Annotated in this window: 12 protein-coding genes; 3 read left to right on the top strand and 9 right to left on the bottom strand. The window is 70.7% G+C overall.

Features of this window, described 5'->3' with window-relative positions; translation table 11 throughout:
- Positions 1-72 precede the first annotated feature (72 nt).
- Entirely contained in the window at positions 73-699 is a 627-nt protein-coding gene (locus ACLB9X_RS22240; RefSeq protein WP_410362122.1) for a YceI family protein, read from the bottom strand.
- 295 nt (positions 700-994) lie between these two features.
- Here ACLB9X_RS22240 and ACLB9X_RS22235 point away from each other — a divergent pair, with 295 nt between their 5' ends.
- From ACLB9X_RS22235 to ACLB9X_RS22225, 3 genes are all read left to right on the top strand, one after another.
- The gene (locus ACLB9X_RS22235) at positions 995-4864 is read left to right on the top strand and encodes an endo-alpha-N-acetylgalactosaminidase family protein (RefSeq protein WP_410362121.1); all 3870 of its coding nucleotides are present in this window, start codon (positions 995-997) and stop codon (positions 4862-4864) included.
- A gap of 313 nt (positions 4865-5177) precedes the next feature.
- Positions 5178-6779, top strand: coding sequence for an acyl-CoA carboxylase subunit beta (locus ACLB9X_RS22230; RefSeq protein ID WP_410362120.1), 1602 nt, complete (start codon positions 5178-5180; stop codon positions 6777-6779).
- A 27-nt stretch (positions 6780-6806) separates the two neighbouring features.
- A complete protein-coding gene (locus ACLB9X_RS22225) occupies positions 6807-7016 on the top strand; it encodes an acyl-CoA carboxylase subunit epsilon (protein WP_410362119.1) in 210 nt (69 codons plus the stop codon).
- Between the two features lie 430 nt (positions 7017-7446).
- Here the strand turns inward: ACLB9X_RS22225 and ACLB9X_RS22220 are convergent, their stop codons facing one another.
- From ACLB9X_RS22220 to ACLB9X_RS22185, 8 genes are all read right to left on the bottom strand, one after another.
- Complete coding sequence (locus tag ACLB9X_RS22220) at positions 7447-8028, bottom strand: GTP-binding protein (RefSeq protein WP_050791473.1); 582 nt, start codon at positions 8026-8028, stop codon at positions 7447-7449.
- Positions 8009-8641: a DUF742 domain-containing protein gene (locus ACLB9X_RS22215; protein ID WP_410362118.1), complete on the bottom strand. Its 633-nt coding sequence runs from the start codon at positions 8639-8641 to the stop codon at positions 8009-8011. Before ACLB9X_RS22215 ends, ACLB9X_RS22220 begins: the two co-directional genes overlap by 20 nt.
- A gap of 108 nt (positions 8642-8749) precedes the next feature.
- Positions 8750-9163, bottom strand: coding sequence for a roadblock/LC7 domain-containing protein (locus ACLB9X_RS22210; protein WP_005311461.1), 414 nt, complete (start codon positions 9161-9163; stop codon positions 8750-8752).
- A 10-nt stretch (positions 9164-9173) separates the two neighbouring features.
- On the bottom strand, positions 9174-12461 hold the full coding sequence (locus ACLB9X_RS22205) for a nitrate- and nitrite sensing domain-containing protein (protein WP_410362117.1): 3288 nt from the start codon (positions 12459-12461) through the stop codon (positions 9174-9176).
- A gap of 337 nt (positions 12462-12798) precedes the next feature.
- Positions 12799-13380 carry a GTP-binding protein gene (locus ACLB9X_RS22200; RefSeq protein WP_307713262.1) on the bottom strand — a complete coding sequence of 194 codons (582 nt, stop codon included), beginning with the start codon at positions 13378-13380 and terminating at the stop codon, positions 12799-12801.
- Positions 13361-13765, bottom strand: coding sequence for a DUF742 domain-containing protein (locus ACLB9X_RS22195; protein ID WP_177151452.1), 405 nt, complete (start codon positions 13763-13765; stop codon positions 13361-13363). The genes ACLB9X_RS22200 and ACLB9X_RS22195 overlap by 20 nt, the downstream gene beginning before the upstream one ends.
- A 137-nt stretch (positions 13766-13902) precedes the next feature.
- Positions 13903-14316 (bottom strand): roadblock/LC7 domain-containing protein, encoded by a 414-nt coding sequence (locus ACLB9X_RS22190; protein WP_142214992.1) that lies wholly within the window; start codon positions 14314-14316, stop codon positions 13903-13905.
- Positions 14317-14325: 9 nt separating this feature from the next.
- The gene (locus ACLB9X_RS22185; protein WP_410362116.1) at positions 14326-17865 is read right to left on the bottom strand and encodes a nitrate- and nitrite sensing domain-containing protein; all 3540 of its coding nucleotides are present in this window, start codon (positions 17863-17865) and stop codon (positions 14326-14328) included.
- Positions 17866-18280: the final 415 nt, after the last annotated feature.

Below are 18280 nucleotides of genomic sequence, written 5' to 3'. Positions count from 1 at the left end.
CCGAGCGCCCGCCGTGCCGAGGGGATCGGCAGGGCGGGCGCGCTCGTGGACGGGCGCCAGGGGCGCACGGGGTCATGCGGCCTGCGGGGCGCTCTTGATCGCGGAGATGTCGAACGTCAGCTTGACCTTGTCGCTGACCATCACGCCGCCGGCCTCCAGTGCCGCGTTCCACGTCAGACCCCAGTCGGAACGCAGGATCTCGGTTGCGCCCTCGAAGCCGACGCGCTCGTTGCCGTAGACGTCGGTGGCGGAACCCTGAAACTCCAGGTCGATGGAGAGCGGGCGCGTCACGTCCTTGATCGTCAGGTCGCCCGTGATCCGGTACCGGTCGCCGCCCAGCTGCTCGGCGCCGGTGGAGCGGAAGGACATGGTCGGGAAGTTCTCGGCGTCGAAGAAGTCGCCGCTGCGCAGGTGGCCGTCGCGGTCGGCGATGCCGGTGTCGATGCTGGCGATGTCGACGTCGATGGCCGCCGTGGAGCGGGACGGGTCGGTGCCGTCGAGGCTCAGGGAGCCCTGGTGGGAGCCGAAGCTGCCGCGCACGTTGGTCACCATCGCGTGCCGCACGGTGAAGCCGATGCTGCTGTGGGCGGGGTCGATCGTGTAGTCGCCGCTCAGGGCCGCGAGCTGTGGGTCGACCGTGGCGGTGGCGACCGCGGCGGAGGTGGCGGACTCGTTGTTCCTGCGGTTGAAGAGGCCCATGACTGCTCCTTGGGGACGGATGCCGGAGGGTCTTCCGGCATGTTGTTCAAGCTTCAATGAAATTGACTGTAGACCTATTCCGTTTAATATTCAACATCTTCTGTGCGGGGCGCCACAGCGGAGACGGCTCGGGAACAGCTGCGCGCGGCGAGGGCGACCACCACGGGGACGTGATCCGGTGCCCGCACGCCTGCCGCGCGCCGACTTGGACTAACCGACGGGGGTTGTTGGACTGCGGCGTCCCTGCCGGTCCCGGTTCGTTGACGCCCCGAAGGCCGGGGGCTACGCAGTCCCCATGCCTCATAGATACCGCGTGGCCTGTGCGATGGCCGCCGCCTCCTGCGCCGTGCTCGTCCTGGCCGGGACCGTCCAGCCGGCCGCCGCCGAAGCCGACGGGCCCGCCGCCGTGACCGCGGCCGGCGGCGGGCCCGTCATCACCTCAGGGGCCCTCTCGGTCACCGTCGCCGACGACTTCCCCCGCGTGCTCTCGTACACCGACCGCGCCTCGGGCGCCTCGCTCCTCGGCAGTACCCGGCCGGTCACCGAGGTCACCCTCAACGGAAAGCCGTACGCGGTCCGGCCGGCGGACGCCCCCCGCGTCGACGCCGCTTCCGTGCGCCACACCCTGGTCTTCCCCGACCTGCCCGGCGTCGAGATCGACACCCTCGTGTCGGTGTCCGGCCGGGCGGTGACCTTCAAGGTCACCGCCGTACGCGACATCGACGCCTTCCGCGTCGGCACCCTCGACATACCCGGGCACGACCTCGTGTCCGTCGGCAGCACGGACGAGGGCGCGGCCACCGCGTTCACCAGGCTCGACCCCGACTCCACCCGGACCGCGGACGTGTTCGGGACGGTCACCGCGGACACGCCCGCCGAGGCCGCCCCGGTCGGCGCCACGTACGCCATCGTCAACACCGCCTCGCTGGCCGCCGCCGTCGAGTCCAACTCCTCGTACGACAAGCCGAGCGGCGCCACCGGCGGCGACGACGCGCGCCTGTGGCACCAGGCCCGCAAGTCGGGTGACGGCTCGGTGCGCGTCGGCGTCTCCTCGGGCCAGTGGACCTACCGCGGCGACGGCGCACCGCAGCCGGAGAGCGGCGAGAACCTGCCCTGGGCGAAGGTCGTCGTCACCCCCGACGCCAACGCCGACAGGAAGGTCGACTGGCAGGACGGCGCCGTCGCCTTCCGCTCGATCGGCATCAGGGCGCCCGGCAGCAAGGACACCCCCGACCGGGTGATCACGCACATCCCGTTCAACTTCGCGAGCCAGGCCACGCACCCCTTCCTGCGCACCCTCGACGACGTCAAGCGCATCTCGCTCGCCACGGACGGCCTCGGCCAGCTCGCCGTGCTCAAGGGCTACGGCTCCGAGGGCCACGACTCCGCACACCCGGACTACGGCGGCAACTACAACAAGCGCGCGGGCGGACTGGCCGACCTCAACAGGCTCCTGAAGTCGGGCAGGAAGTGGGGGGCGACCTTCGGCGTGCACGTCAACGCCACCGAGTCCTACCCCGAGGCGAACCACTTCAGCGAGACCCTCGTCGACAAGACAAGGCCCGGCTGGAACTGGCTCAACCAGAGCTACTACATCAACCAGCGCCGCGACATCAACAGCGGTGACCTCGCCCGCCGTTTCCAGCAGCTGCGCGACGAGACCGACCCCAACCTCGGCTTCCTCTACATCGACGTCTACTACACGCACGGCTGGATCGCCGACAAGACGATGCAGGCCGTGCAGAAGCAGGGCTGGAACGTCGGCACCGAATGGGCGGACAAGTTCGAACGGGCCTCGCTCTGGTCGCACTGGGCCAACGACCTGAACTACGGCGGAGCCACCAACAAGGGCCTCAACTCCCAGATCATCCGCTTCATCCGCAACGGTGAGAAGGACATCTGGAACAACCACCCGGTGCTCGGCCAGACCGTCCTGGAGGACTTCGAGGGCTGGACCGGCGAGACCGACTGGAACGCCTTCTACGACAACGTCTGGCAGCGCAACCTGCCCGCCAAGTACCTCCAGCAGCAGCGGATCACCCGCTGGGCCGGCAACGACATCACCTTCACCGGCGGTCTGCGCGGCACCGTCGAGGACGGCCGGCGCGCCTTCTACGACCGCGGCCGCAAGGTCCTCGACGGCGACCGCTACCTGCTGCCGTGGGACGGCGGCGCCAAGCTGTACCACTACAACAAGACGGGCGGCACCAGCAGTTGGGCCGTCCCCGGGCAAGGTGCCTACACCGTCTACAAGCTCACCGACAACGGCCGCGTGAGGACCGGGACCGTACGGCCCGCGGGTGGGAAGGTGACGCTCACCGCGCAGGCCGGTCAGCCGTACGTGCTCTACCCGGACCGCGCCCCCGAGCAGCGCGACGCACGCTGGGGCGAGGGCACCCACGTCGCCGACCCCGGCTTCAACGACGCCTCGCTCGACGCCTGGACCCGGCGCGGCACGGTCGCCCGCGACACCGACGACCACGGCCGCAACAGCGCCGCCCTGACCGGTGCCGCCACCGCGTCGGTCTCCCAGCGGATCATCGGCCTGGACGCCGGCAAGCGGTACACCGCATCCGCCTGGATCGAGGTGGAGCCCGGCAGCTCCCGCCGCACGACGCTGTCCGCCGGCGGCACGTCCGTCGTCGTCGAGCGGTCCACGGTCAAGGACATGGTCGCCGCATCCGACCGGCACGGCACCTACTTCCAGCGCGCCAAGGTGAACTTCACCGCGCCGTCCGGCGCCACCACCCTGCGCGTCGAAGCCGCCGCGGGCAGCACGGCACGCGTCCGCGTCGACGACGTGCGGGTCGTCGCCAACACACCCAACGGCAAGGAGGGCGCGCTCGTCCACGACGACTTCGAGGACGTCGACCAGGGCTGGGGACCGTTCCTCAAGGGCGACGCCGGCGGCGTCACCGATCCGCGCACTCACATCAGCCAGTTGCACGCCCCCTACACACAGGCCGGGTGGAACGGGAAGCTGGTCGACGACGTGCTCGGCGGCAAGGAGTCCCTCAAGTCGCACGACGAGAACACCGGCCTCGTCTACCGGACCGCGCCGTGGACCGTGCCGATGGAGAACGGCCGCACGTACCGCGTCGAGTACGCCTACCAGTCCAGCCACGCCGGGGCCTACGAGTGGGTCACCGGGTACGACCGGGCGAAGGGCGGCTCCGTGGAGTGCCGCCGCACCCCGATCGGGATGATGGGGGCACCTCCCAGCGGTAGCTGGGGGAGGACCACCGGCCACTTCTCCGAGACGGTCACCGCGGGCTGCGGCGACACGTGGACCGGACTGCGCAAGCGCGGTGACGCCCCGGACGGCGCGGACTTCGTGCTGGACGGCTTCACGGTCACCGACCTCGGCCCCGCGGCCGAGCAGGCCGCCTGCGGCACGCTCGCCGTGGCGGCGCCGCAGACCCTGGTGCCGGGCCGGAAGAACGAGGTCACGGCCGCCTTCGCCAACGACGAGGCGACCGCGGCGGGCGACGTGACGCTGGCCCTGGCACTGCCCGAGGGCTGGACCGCCGAGCCCGTGGGCCCGGTGACCTTCCCGTCGGTCGCACCGGACGCCGAGGTCACGGGCACGTGGCAGGTGACGCCGCCGGCGGACGCCGCGTACCGGACGTACTCGATCGGTTCGACGGCCGCGTACACCGTCGGCGGCACGGGCCGGAAGCTGACTGCGTCCACATCCGTGCGCACCCTGCCGCCGCCGCCCTCCGCCGACACCTGGGCGAGCGACCTCGACTGGACGTCCGCGCAGAACGGCTGGGGGCCCGTCGAGCGCGACCTGTCCAACGGCGAGACCGGCGCCGGCGACGGCAAGCCCCTGACGATCGGGGGAGTGACCTACGAGAAGGGGCTCGGCAGCCACGCCCCCGCGAAGATCCGCTACTACCTGGGTGGCCGGTGCACCTCCTTCACCGCCTCGGTGGGCGTGGACGACGCCCAGACCACCCGCGGCACCGTCCGGTTCGGCGTACTGGCGGACGGGACCGAGAAGGCGGCCTCGCCCGTGCTGAAGGCCACCGACCCGGCCTGGTCCCTGACCGCGGACGTGACCGGGGCCGACTACGTCGATCTCGTCGTCGGTGACGGCGGCGACGGCAACGGCAACGACCACGCCGACTGGGGTGCCGCCCGCTTCCACTGCGGCGGCTGACGCCCCGGTCCCCCTCCGTACCGCCCGGCCCCGCAGGGCGGCCGGGCGGTACGGAGGTCTCCGGGGCCGGTACGGTGGGTCCGCGCCGCCTCGCCCGCCCCGGGAATTCACCCGACCGGCCCAGGGACGCCATCTGGCTGTGAGCCGGCTCTCACCCAGCTCTGTTGTGGGACCTGCACAAAGAAGGGCCGGGCCAGGCTGGTGGTTGGCGCTCTGTACGGGATGGTTCTGTCAGAGGCCGACAGGAGATCGGTCGCGAGACTGTACAGAGTCAACGGCATGCTTTTCTTGGCTCCCTCCGTAGGGTCGATGCATGACCGTTTTGGACCAGACCACCAGCGAGCCGACCGAGGCCGGCGAGCCGGCCGACGCGCGCGGCCGTGTGGCCGAGCTGCACGCCCTGCGCGAGCAGGCGGAGCGCGGCCCCAGTGACCGGGCGACCGAGGCGCAGCACGCCAAGGGCAAGCTGACCGCCCGCGAGCGCATCGAGCTGCTGCTGGACGAGGGTTCCTTCAAGGAGGTCGAGCAGCTGCGCCGGCACCGGGCGAGCGGCTTCGGCCTGGAGGCCAAGAAGCCGTACACCGACGGTGTCGTCACCGGCTGGGGAACGGTCGAGGGCCGGACGGTCTTCGTCTACGCGCACGACTTCCGGATCTTCGGCGGTGCGCTGGGCGAGGCCCACGCGACCAAGATCCACAAGATCATGGACATGGCCATCTCGGCGGGCGCTCCGCTGGTGTCCCTGAACGACGGGGCCGGCGCGCGCATCCAGGAGGGCGTCTCGGCCCTGGCCGGATACGGCGGCATCTTCCAGCGCAACACCAAGGCCTCCGGGGTCATCCCGCAGATCTCAGTGATGCTCGGCCCGTGCGCCGGCGGTGCGGCGTACTCGCCCGCGCTGACCGACTTCGTGTTCATGGTCCGCGAGACCTCGCAGATGTTCATCACGGGCCCGGACGTCGTCAAGGCGGTCACGGGCGAGGAGATCACCCAGAACGGCCTGGGCGGCGCTGACGTCCACGCGGAGACCTCGGGCGTCGCGCACTTCGCGTACGACGACGAGGAGACCTGCATCGCCGAGGTCCGCTACCTCCTGTCGATGCTCCCGCAGAACAACCGGGAGAACCCGCCGGCCGTCGCCTGCGAGGACCCGGCCGACCGCCGCAGCGATGTGCTCCTCGACCTGGTCCCGGCGGACGGCAACCGGCCGTACGACATGCACAAGGTCATCGAGGCACTCGTCGACGAGGGCGACTACCTGGAGATCCACGAGCGCTGGGCGCGCAACATCATCTGCGCCCTGGCCCGCCTGGACGGCCAGGTCGTCGGCATCGTGGCCAACCAGCCGCAGTCACTGGCCGGCGTCCTCGACATCGAGGCGTCCGAGAAGGCCGCCCGCTTCGTGCAGATGTGCGACGCGTTCAACATCCCGATCGTCACGCTGCTGGACGTGCCGGGCTTCCTGCCGGGCGTCGACCAGGAGCACGGCGGCATCATCCGCCACGGCGCGAAGCTGCTGTACGCGTACTGCAACGCCACCGTCCCGCGGATCTCCCTCATCCTGCGCAAGGCGTACGGCGGCGCCTACATCGTCATGGACTCGCAGTCCATCGGCGCCGACCTGACCTACGCCTGGCCCACCAACGAGATCGCGGTCATGGGCGCCGAGGGCGCGGCGAACGTCATCTTCCGCAAGCAGATCGCCGAGGCCGAGGACCCCGAGGCCATGCGCACGCGCATGGTCAAGGAGTACAAGGCCGAGCTGATGCATCCCTACTACGCCGCGGAGCGCGGCCTGGTCGACGACGTGATCGACCCGGCCGAGACGCGCGAGGTGCTCATCCGCTCCCTCGCCATGCTCCGCACGAAGCACGCCGACCTGCCGTCCCGCAAGCACGGCAACCCCCCGCAGTAATCCTGCGACAGGACTGGAGCCCGACCCATGAGCACTCCTACCGACCCCTCGTCCGTCGTCCGCGTCGAAAAGGGCCACGCCGAGCCCGAGGAACTGGCGGCCATCACCGCGGTCCTGCTGGCGCGCGCGGCGTCCCGCACCGACGCGCCGCAGCCGCACCGCGGCCGCACGACGGCGGGCTGGCGCCGCCTGGAGCGTCAGCGCGGCTTCCAGCCGTCCCACAGCTGGCGCGGCTGACGCCACCCCCCGGAAGGCCCCGCACACCCTGGTGTGCGGGGCCTTCCCCGTTGCAGGGGGTCGTCCGCTGCGCGGGGCTGTTCCCCTCCCTGCCCCTTCCCGAACCGGGGGCTCTGCCCCCGGACCCCCGCGCCTCAATCTCCCCCTACGGCCTGGCGGCCGTGGGTGGGGGTCCCCCCGGCGAAGCCAGGGGGAGTGCCCCCAGCGGGGCTGACCTTGTCAGTCCGTCCGGCGCTTGAGGACACCGCGCGAAGCGCGGTACCGGGTCCGGGCGGAGCCCGGTTTCGGGAAGGGGCGGGGAGGGGACTAGCCCGCCGCAGGCGCCCCCCGCCCCCCAACCCAGCCGCCCCGCAACGGCAACGGCCCCCGTGGCTCCGTCCGGAGCCACGGGGGCCGTTGCACAGGGGCGTACCGGCACCCCCGACCCGCGCTAGCGCAGGCGCGCCATCAACGCATGCTCGACCAGTGTGATGAGGGCGCTCTTGGCGTCTGCGCGGTGGCGGGCGTCGGTGGTGATGATCGGGGTGTCGGGTCCGATCTGGAGGGCTTCGCGGACTTCTTCGGGGTTGTAGGGCTGGTGTCCGTCGAAGCCGTTGAGGGCGATGACGAAGGGGAGTCCGCTGTTCTCGAAGTAGTCGACGGCCGGGAAGCAGTCGGCGAGCCGTCGGGTGTCGACGAGGACGACGGCGCCGATGGCGCCGCGGACGAGGTCGTCCCACATGAACCAGAAGCGGTCCTGTCCGGGGGTACCGAAGAGGTACAGGATCAGGTCCTGGTCCAGGGTGATGCGGCCGAAGTCCATGGCGACGGTGGTTGTCGTCTTGTCGCCGGTGTGCGTGAGGTCGTCGATGCCCGCCGACGCTGACGTCATGACGGCCTCGGTACGCAGCGGGTTGATCTCCGAGACGGCGCCGACGAACGTGGTCTTGCCCACGCCGAAGCCGCCCGCCACCACGATCTTCGCGCTGGTGGTTGAGCGGGCTGCACCGCCGCTAGAGCTTGCGAAGTCCACTGAGCACCCTTTCGAGCAGTGTCACGTCTGGCTGGCCGCCGGCGGCCGAGTCGCCGCCGGGCTGGTGGATGGCGACAAGTCCGGCCTCGGCCAGGTCGGCGACGAGGATCCGGGCAACGCCGAGGGGGATGGAGAGAAGCGCCGAGATCTCGGCGACCGACTTGATCTCGAAGCAGAGCCGGCAGATCCGCTGGTGCTCGGGCAACTGCCCTTGCAGCCGGGCCGGATCGGCCGTGGTGCTGACCAGAGCCTCGATGGCGAGCTGGTAGCGCGGCCGGGTCCGGCCGCCGGTCATCGCGTACGGACGGACCAGGGGGTTGTGCTTGCCCGGCCCGGCAGCCGGGCCGGGCTCGGATCCCGTCCGGGGCTCGGGGGACCGGCGCGGCGCCACCGGTTGGACACGGGGCTGCTGTTGTCCGTACGAGGTGCCGTACGACGCCTCGTAGGAGGAGTCGTACGACGGGTCGTAGGCAGACGGCGACTGCGGCTGCTGGTACTGCTGGGCGCCGCCCTGTCTGCTCGGCGTCGAAGGAAAATTGAAGCGGTTGTGGGTGTGTTCACCCTGGGGCTGTTGAGCACCGTCAAATGGGTGTCTGCCTGGGGGTGTTGACACTTTTCCTCCTCCGACTGCCGGTCGCCGGTCCCTGTCCCTGTCCCTGTCCCTGTGGAGCCGCGCCACCGCACCTTATGGTGCGGTGGCGGGAAATGCACTGTCTGTATGTCAGTTGAGCAGACTTCCCTGGAGCTCTGCACGCAGGTCGGGGGTGAGGACGCTGCCCGCCCGGTCGACCAGGAGGGCCATCTCGTAGCCCACGAGACCGATGTCGGCCTCCGGGTGGGCGAGGACGGCCAGCGACGACCCGTCGGAGATGGACATGATGAAGAGGAAGCCGCGTTCCATCTCCACGACCGTCTGGTTGACGGCGCCGCCTTCGAAGATCCGGGACGCTCCCGCGGTCAGCGAGGTCAGACCGGAGGCGACCGCCGCCAGCTGATCGGCACGATCACGCGGGAATCCCTCGGACATCGCCAGCAGGAGTCCGTCGGCGGAGACCACCACGGTGTGGGACACCCCAGGGGTGTTGTCCACGAAGTTGGTGATCAACCAGTTCAGATTCTGCGCCGCCTGGCTCATCGGGCTCACACTAACGCTCCTGGTTGTAGGTACTACCCGGGCCACCGGGTCGATCGTAAGTGGCCGGTCCGTTCGTGTCCGTTCCCGCGTTGCGTCCCTGCTGGACACCGCGCCGCAGGTTGCTCAACCTGCCACGCACGTCCTCAGGGGCGCGGGAGACCTGGGGGCCGCCCTGCGGGGTCTGCTCCGCGGTGCCCTCGATCAGGTTCGCCTTGGGCACCCGCCGGGGGAGACCGGACGAGGTGACTCCGCCCGCCTTCGGCTCGCGGAGCTTCTCCGCCCGCTGCCAGCGCTCGTCGTTCGTCGAGCGCCACTCGTCGGAGGAGGACCCGCTGCCGCCGTTCTCCCCGGCCTGCCCGCTCCGGGGAGCCTGCGGGGCCTGCTCGGCCGGCTGCTGCCACTGCCGCTGGGCCTGCTGCTGAGGCTCCGACGGCTGACCGCTGCCGCGTCGGGGGAGACCGGATGCGGTCATCTCGTGGCCGCTGCTCGGAGTGGGTCCCGGACGTTCGAAGCCTACGCGCTCGGAGCCGTTAAGGGGAGCGCTGGGGGCAGATTCCGATTCCGCGCGGAACTCCGGCTCATAGGCAGCTTGGTAGCTGTCCTGATCCGTCCACTCTGCCTGGTGGGGCTGGGTCTCGTAGGCGCCGTCGTACTGCGGCTCGGAGCTCTGCGAACCCTGGTAGTCAGCTTCCGCATATGCGTCCTGCAGGTGCTCCTGCGCGGGCCGGGACTCGGGGTAGCCGCCGGCCGCGGCCGAGTGGTCGCCGTAGCCCTGCTCGCCGTAGCCCTGCTCGCCGTAGCCCTGCTCGCCGTACGACTGGTCCCCGTAGGGCTGGTCCCCGTACGGCTGCTGGTCGTAGCCCTGTTGCTCCTGTGCGTACTCCTGGGCGGAGAACTCCTGGCCGTACTCGGCGCCGTACTCCTGCTGCTGCTCCTGCGCGTAGGGGGCCGCCTCGTCGCGGAACAGCGGGCGGTCACCGCCCTGCGCCTGTGCCTCCAGCGCGGCACGGCGCTCCTCCCGCATCAGCGAGCGGCCCACCGGGTCGAGCTGGGCCTTGTCGCCGGCCTGCTCGTAGCGGGAGTCGTCGAAGCCGAGTTCGGCCGCGGTCCGCATCGGGGCGGCCTCGTAGGACTGCTGCTCCGGGATGATCTGTGAGACGGTGAAGTCGTCCTGCGGCAGCGCCTCGCCGCCGCCACCGTGCGTGATGGCGTCGGGAAGCATGACCAGCGAGGTGGTGCCGGCCTGCTCGCCCGAGGGGCGCAGCTGGACGCGGATGCCGTGCCGGTCGGAGAGGCGGCCGACCACGAACAGGCCCATGCGCTGCGAGACGGCGGCGTCCACGGTCGGCGGGTTGGCCAGCTTGTGGTTGATGTCCGCGAAGTCCTCGGCGGTCAGGCCGATGCCCTTGTCGTGGATCTCGATCATCACCCGGCCGTCGGGCAGACGGGTCGCGGTGACGCGGACCTTGGTCTGCGGGGAGGAGAACGTGGTGGCGTTCTCCAGCAGCTCGGCCAGCAGGTGCACGAGGTCGGTCACGGCCTGGCCGTGGATCTCCGTCTCCGGGACACCGGTGAGCTCGATGCGCTCGTAGGACTCCACCTCGGAGGAGGCGGCGCGCAGCACGTCGACGAGCGGCACCGGCTGGTTCCAGCGGCGGCCGGGCTCCTCGCCCGCGAGGACGAGGAGGTTCTCACCGTTGCGGCGCATACGGGTCGCCAGGTGGTCCAGCTTGAAGAGGTTCTCCAGCTGGTCCGGGTCGGCCTCGTTGTTCTCCAGATCGGTGATCAGGGTCAGCTGGCCCTCGATCAGGGACTGGTTGCGGCGCGAGAGGTTCGTGAAGATTGCATTGACGTTTCCGCGGAGCATGGCCTGCTCGGCGGCGAGCCGGACGGCTTCGCGGTGGACCTGGTCGAAGGCACGGGCGACCTCGCCGATCTCGTCCGTCGTGTTGATCGGGATGGGCTCCACGCGGGTGTCGACGCGGCCCGGCTCGGTGCGCGAGAGCTGGTCGACCAGCATGGGCAGGCGCTGCTCGGCGATGCCGAACGCGGCGTGGCGCAGCTTGCGCATCGAGCGGCTCATCTGGCGGGCCATGAGGCCGGCCAGGATGAAGGCGGTCAGCAGGGCGACGACGACGATGGCGCCGTTGGTGATCGCGTCGTTGCGGGCGTCGTCGGAGATCGCCGAGGCCTCGGCCACGGCGCGGTCGACGAGGTCCTTCTCGATCTCGGTGTAGCCGTCGAACTTGGCGGTCGCCGCGCCCATCCACGTCTCGGGCGTGACGTCCTTGGCCTTGAGCTGCTTCGGGCTCAGGCCCGAGCCGATCGCACCGGCCATGCCGGTGAAGAAGGAGCCGTCGGGGCCCTTCGGCGGGTTGAGGCCCGCGGCCTGCAGCCGCTTCGCCCCGTCGGCCGCCTTGCCCGTCATGATCTCCTTGAGCTTGGCGGTGTCGGCCTCCGTACCGCCGGAGACGTACTCGCCGATGGCGATCTGCTCGAGGTAGTTGTACGAGTTGAACGCGACGGTCTGCTTGGCGAAGACGGTCTCGTCCTGGCTGGGCCGGATCAGCAGGTGCATGCCGATCGAACGCTCCAGCGACGCGGCGGCCTTGGCGAGCTGTACGGCGTAGACGGTACGGCCGTAGCTGGTGACGTTGCCGGTGCCGAGGCCGAGCTCGTTGGAGAACTCCATGAGCACGTGCTGGACCTTGACGTAGCCCTCTTCGGTCTGCACCGGGTCGAGGGCCTTGGAGTAGGCGGCCTGGCGCAGCTTGGCGAGGTTCGGCTCCTCCTTGTCGAAGAGCTCGAGACGGCGCTCCAGGCCCTGGCCGTCGGGCATGTCCTTGACGGCCTCGCGGAACTTGGCCGCGGCGGCGTCGGTAATCTCGTACGCCTCCGTGACGACGGGGCTCTTGCGGTCGGCCTCGCTGGTGGCGAGCAGCAGCGTGGAGGCGGTGAGGTCGCGCTCGTTGAGCAGGGCCTGGCCGTACTCCGAGGCGGCGCGCACGATCAGCGCCGTCTTCTCGGCGTCCTGGGCCTCGCTCCAGGTGTCCATGGACTGCTTCACCTGGAATCCGCCCATGACCAGTCCGACGAGGACGGGTATGAGGAGGATCGCGTTCAGGCGGGTGGGCACACGCCAGTTGCGCGGGGACAGCTTGCTGGAACTGCCGGCGGCCGGGGACGCGCTCGAACCACCGGACGTGTCCGCGGGCGTCACTGCTGTGCGCGCGGGCGGGGGCGGGGTGAAGTTGCCCCGCGCCTGCTGCCCTGCGGAGCTCGTATTGCTTCGCCTCACTCGACCAACAACCTCTCGGCGTCGGCACCAACGCTGTGCCGTGGTTCGTTCATAGCCGGTACTACTCGGCAGTTCGACGAATTCCAGCACGCCGAGCCGTCCCATTCCAAACACCTGGGAACGGGGATTCCGGTGGCCCAACCCTCAGATAAAACGGGCATAAAGAGCGAGCCCCGCCAAAAAGCGGGACTCATGTGAGCGCAGCGACACCGAACGTGCGCAAGGGGTGGCAGCTATGCCCCAATTCTCTTTCGAAACGTTATGAACAGGAGGGCGGGCCGTGTCAAAGGACACAGCCCGCGACCTGACAACTACGACAACTGCCGTATTGCGCCGCCTACTTGAGGCGTGCCATGAGGGCGTGCTCGACCAGTGTGATGAGGGCGCTCTTGGCGTCTGCGCGGTGGCGGGCGTCGGTGGTGATGATCGGGGTGTCGGGTCCGATCTGGAGGGCTTCGCGGACTTCTTCGGGGTTGTAGGGCTGGTGTCCGTCGAAGCCGTTGAGGGCGATGACGAAGGGGAGTCCGCTGTTCTCGAAGTAGTCGACGGCCGGGAAGCAGTCGGCGAGCCGTCGGGTGTCGACGAGGACGACGGCGCCGATGGCGCCGCGGACGAGGTCGTCCCACATGAACCAGAAGCGGTCCTGTCCGGGGGTACCGAAGAGGTACAGGATCAGGTCCTGGTCCAGGGTGATGCGGCCGAAGTCCATGGCGACGGTGGTTGTCGTCTTGTCGCCGGTGTGCGTGAGGTCGTCGATGCCCGCCGACGCTGACGTCATGACGGCCTCGGTACGCAGCGGGTTGATCTCCGAGACGGCGCCGACGAACGTGGTCTTGCCCACGCCGAAGCCGCCCGCCACCACGATCTTCGCGCTGGTGGTTGAGCGGGCCGAACCGCCGCTAGAGCTTGCGAAGTCCACTGAGCACCCTTTCGAGCAGTGTCACATCCGGCGTACCGCCGGCCTCTCCGTTGCCCGGCTGGTGAATCGCCACCATGCCGGCCTCCGCCAGGTCGGCGACGAGGATGCGCGCGACACCGAGCGGCATCGACAGCAGCGCCGAGATCTCGGCGACCGACTTGACCTCCCGGCACAGGTGGCAGATGCGCTGGTGCTCGGGGAGCAGCCCGGCGAGCAGGGCCGGGTCCGCGGTGGTGCTGACCAGAGCCTCGATGGCGAGCTGGTAACGCGGCCGGGTCCGGCCGCCGGTCATGGCGTACGGCCGGACCAGCGGCTGGTCGCCCTCGTCCCCGTACGCGTCCAGTGACGTGCCGTACGGATCGTGAGAGGCGGGTGGCGGGGTCATGAATCCTCCGGGCGTGACAGCAAGTGGTCGGCTGTGCCGTCTGATGGGGCCGGTGGGGGGCCTTGGGCGGCCGTTCGGTTGTCGGTGCGGTGGTGGCGGCCCGGCCGGCGAGTGGGGTCGCCGGTGCCGCCGGAACGTCAGTGCAGGAGACTTCCCTGGAGTTCGGCTCGCAGATCAGGCGTCAGGACGCTGCCCGCACGGTCGACCAGGAGGGCCATCTCGTAGCCCACCAGGCCGATGTCGCACTCGGGGTGCGCGAGCACGGCCAGTGACGATCCGTCGGAGACGGACATCAGGAACAGGAAGCCGCGTTCCATCTCGACGACGGTCTGGCTGACCGGACCGCCCTCGAAGATCCGGGAGGCTCCCGCGGTCAGCGAGGTGAGCCCGGACGCCACGGCCGCGAGCTGGTCGGCGCGGTCGCGGGGAAAACCTTCGGACATGGCCAGCAGAAGACCGTCGGCGGAGACCACCACCGTGTGCGACACCCCGGGGGTGTTGTCCACGAAGTTGGTGATCAACCAGTTCAGGTTCTGGGCCGCCTGGCTCATCGGGCTCAACTATCGCTCCTGCTGGTGAGTGGGGCCGAGGTTGAAGCTGCCGGTCGTCGAGCTGTTCTGCTGTCGACCCTGCTGAATGCCCCGGCGCAGATTGGTCAGCCGGCCGCGCACGTCGTCGGGCGCGCGCGAGACCTGCGGGCCGGAGGTGTGGCTCTGCTCCTGCGCGGTTCCCGGAACGAGGTTCGCTCGCGGGACGCGACGGGGCAGACCCGAGGTGGTGATGCCGCCGGCCGCGGGCTTGCGCACCCGCTCGGCCTGGCGCACCAGTTCGTCGTTCGGCGAGGTGCGCCAGGCGGCGCCGTTCGCCGACGGCGCGTTGCCCGGGTTCCCCGGGTTCGGCGACGGGGAGTGCTGCGGCATCCGCGGACCGGAACGCTGCGGCTGCTCGGGCTGCTGACCGCCCTGCGACCCGTGGAACCAGTTCGTCTCCAGCGTGTCGTACAGCGGCGTTCGGCCGTCCCCCGGGCCGGACGCCGGAGGCAGGGCCTCGGGCTGGTGCGGAGCGGGCAGGGAGTCGGCAGGCCCGGCCGGGGCGAAGCCCCCGTCCCGGCGGCGCGGGGCCGGCTGCTGCGGCGCCTGGAAGTCCGGGCGGCCGAACTGCGCGGTCTGCGCCGGATCCTGCGGCTGCGAGCCGTCCCGGCCGCCGTACACGTCGGAGCGTACGAAGTGGCCCGGGGAACCGTGGCCCGTGGGCGCGTTGAAGTCCGGCCGGGGGATCTCGGCGGTGGCACCGAGTTCGCGCAAGGCGTCGTGGTCCTCGTGGCCGCGCGGCGCGTCGGCCGCCGGGCGCTGCTGTGGAGCGGGGGCCTGGCCGCTGCCCCAGCTCGTGGTCTGCGGACGCGGCTCCTCGCGCCGTGCGGGGGAACCGCCCGGCAGCTCGGCACGCGGTCCGCCGGTCGGCGGCAGCTGCCGACCGCGGTCGCGAGTATCCTGCGCGCCCTGACGGAAGCCGCTCTGCGGAGCGTCGTTACGGAAGCCGCTCTGCGGAGCGTCGTTACGGGGAGCCGGAGCGCCCTGTCCGCCACGGCCCGCGCCGAACGCGCCGCCCTGACGCGCGGAGTCCTGCGGGGAGGCGGGCTGACCGCCCTGGGCGGGTCGGGGGACGCCGTCACGCCCGGGCAGCGCGGCACGCGGCGCCGAGGGGGCGCCGACCTCGCCGCGCGGCGCACCGGCACCGAGACGGCCGCCCGAGGGCGTACCCCCCGCGCCGGGTCCACCGGCACCGGGGCCACCCGCGCCGGGACCGCCGCCGAGGCCCGGACGGCCGCCGCCGGCCGGAGCGCCGGGACGGCCCGGCAGACCGGCACCGCCCGCGCCCGGGCCACCCGCACCGGGCTTGCCCGGAACCTTCTTGCCGCCGTGGGCGACATCGACGGGCAGCATGACGAGCGCGGTGGTGCCGCCGGAGTCAGACGGGCGCAGCTGGATACGGATGCCGTGCCGCAGGGACAGGCGGCCGACCACGAACAGACCCATGCGGCGGGAGACCGAGACGTCCACGGTGGGCGGCGACGCCAGCCGCTCGTTGATCGCGGCGAGGTCCTCGGGGGAGAGGCCGATGCCGGTGTCGTGGATCTCGACCAGCACACGGCCGTCGGGCAGTGCGTGACCGGTGACCCGGACCTTGGTCTGCGGGGAGGAGAACGACGTCGCGTTCTCCAGCAGCTCGGCGAGCAGGTGCACGAGGTCGTTGACGACGCGGCCGGCGACCTCGGTCGCGGGCACCGCCGCCAGCTCGATGCGCTCGTACTGCTCCACCTCGGACGCGGCGGCACGCAGGACGTCGACCAGCGGGACCGGGCGCGTCCACCGGCGGCCCGGCTCCTCGCCCGCGAGGACGAGGAGGTTCTCACCGTTCCGGCGCATACGGGTCGCGAGGTGGTCCAGCTTGAACAGCGAGGACAGCTGGTCCGGATCGGCCTCGCGGGACTCCAGCTCGGAGATGAGCGAGAGCTGGCGCTGGATGAGGCCCTGGGAACGGCGCGAGAGGTTGGTGAACATCGCGTTGACGTTGCCCCGCAGCAGGGCCTGCTCGGCGGCGAGGCGGACCGCCTCGCGGTGCACGTCGTCGAAGGCCGCGGCCACCTGGCCGATCTCGTCCCGGGAGTGCACGCCGACGGACTCGACGGAGGTGTCCACGTCCTGCGGGTCGGCCTCCGACAGCTGCTTGACGAGTTCCGGGAGCCGGTCCTGGGCGACCCTCGTGGCGGTGTCCTGCAGGCGGCGCAGCGAGCGGATCATGGAGCGCGCCACGACGAAGGCGCCGACGAGCGAGACGCCGAGGACGACGAGGATCAGCGCACCGTTGATGATGGCCTCGCGCTGCGACTCCTGGCGCAGCTCGCGGGCCTTGGTCTCCATCTGGCCGAGGAGGGTGGCCTCGATCTGCTTCATCGCGTTGATGCGGACCGAGTAGTCGTCGGTCCAGTCCAGGTGCGACCGCTTGGGCAGTCGGCTGATCTGGCCCTCGGTGTCCAGGACGCGCTTGGCGTACAGCTCCGAGGCCGCGATGGTCGGGTTGCCGTTGTCCAGTGTGGCGGTGAGCTCCTCGGCATCGCCGCCGGTGGACTCGTAGATCGCCTTGAACGCCTTGAGCTCGGTCTCGCCGTTCTCCACGGCGGCCTTGCCGTACAGGCGGTCGTTCTCCGACAGGCCGGGCGCCTTGGCGTCGTCACCACCGGGCAGGGCCGCGGCGATGATCGCGCGCTGGATGGACGCGTACTCCTTGGCGGACGAGAACGCGGCCAGCGCACGCGTCCGCTTGATCATCTCCGGGTTGCTGGTCGCCTGCGCCATGTCCTGCGACAGGCTCAGCAGCGACTCGATGAGCCGGCTGTACGCCTCCACCGTCTGGGAGTTCGGGACGTCGCCCTCGTACGCCGTGGCCCGGATCTTGGTGAGGCCGTTGACCTGGACGGCAATCTGGTTCGCGTTGGCGCGGATGCTCTCGAGCGCCTCGTCGTCGTCCGTGTTCGGGATGTTGCGGGTGGCGTCGAGGAACGCCTTCTTGACCAGGTCGGTCTGGTTGCGCGGGCCGGAGACCTTGAAGTCCGTGACGGAGGAGCCGTTGGCGAGCGGGCCCGCGGACAGGTCGCGCTCGGACTGCAGCGCCTGCGCCAGGTCGGTCGCCGCCCGGGTCATCTCCGTGAGCAGCTGCATGTGGTCCAGCTGCTTCATGTCGTCCATGGACTCCTGGATACGGAGTCCGCCCAGCGTGGTCGCCGCGACGACCGGCAGGGTGAGCAGTGAGACGAGACGCGTGCTGATGCGCCAGTTCCGCAGCGCTATTCGCGAGCCGGTGTCCGTGGGGCCCTTCGCCGGGGACGGGCTCTTGGCGCCGTCCGCGGAGGGCGCCGACGCGCCGGGGCGCGCGCCTCGCTCACCGCCGTCACCGGGCGCGGCCGGTCCCTGGCCATGGGCGTGCTGGGGCGAGGAGCCGCGGTCGGTCCCGCCGCGCGGCTCCTGTTCCGCCGCAGCTTCCCCGCGGCCCTGGCGGGCCTGGGGGGACCCCAGGCCATCCCTCTTGAAACGTCCCTGCACTAGCGTCGCAACCTCTGGACCAGGCGTCCCTCCGCTTGCACGGCGGGACGGTGTCGGCGTCTCGGGGCATCGATGCCTGCCCCATGGTGGTCGTGATTGACCGGCGCTGCTCCCCCTTCTCCGCCGCCACTCGGCGCTGCGTTGCGCCCCTTGCGCGCCGGCCTGAAACCGCGGCGGTGCGTGGAATTCCAGCACAGTGCCGGATCTCCAACAAGGGCCGCGTACCGGCCTGTGACGTGGGTGACGTGCTGTAAGCGATTTGTCACAAGACGTAGAAAATGATCGCGGAGGAAAGGGACGTTACGGCATGAGTCACTTAGGGGTGGGGGGTGTCCCGGTCGCGATGATCAGGAGCGGAATGGCGTCTTCAGTGGCGGAATGTCCGATCCTGCAAGGAAGATCCACAGCCTGGATT

This window comes from Streptomyces sp. 5K101, assembly GCF_046506645.1.
Lineage (GTDB): Bacteria > Actinomycetota > Actinomycetes > Streptomycetales > Streptomycetaceae > Streptomyces.
This window is presented reverse-complemented; position numbering and strand designations above follow the sequence as displayed.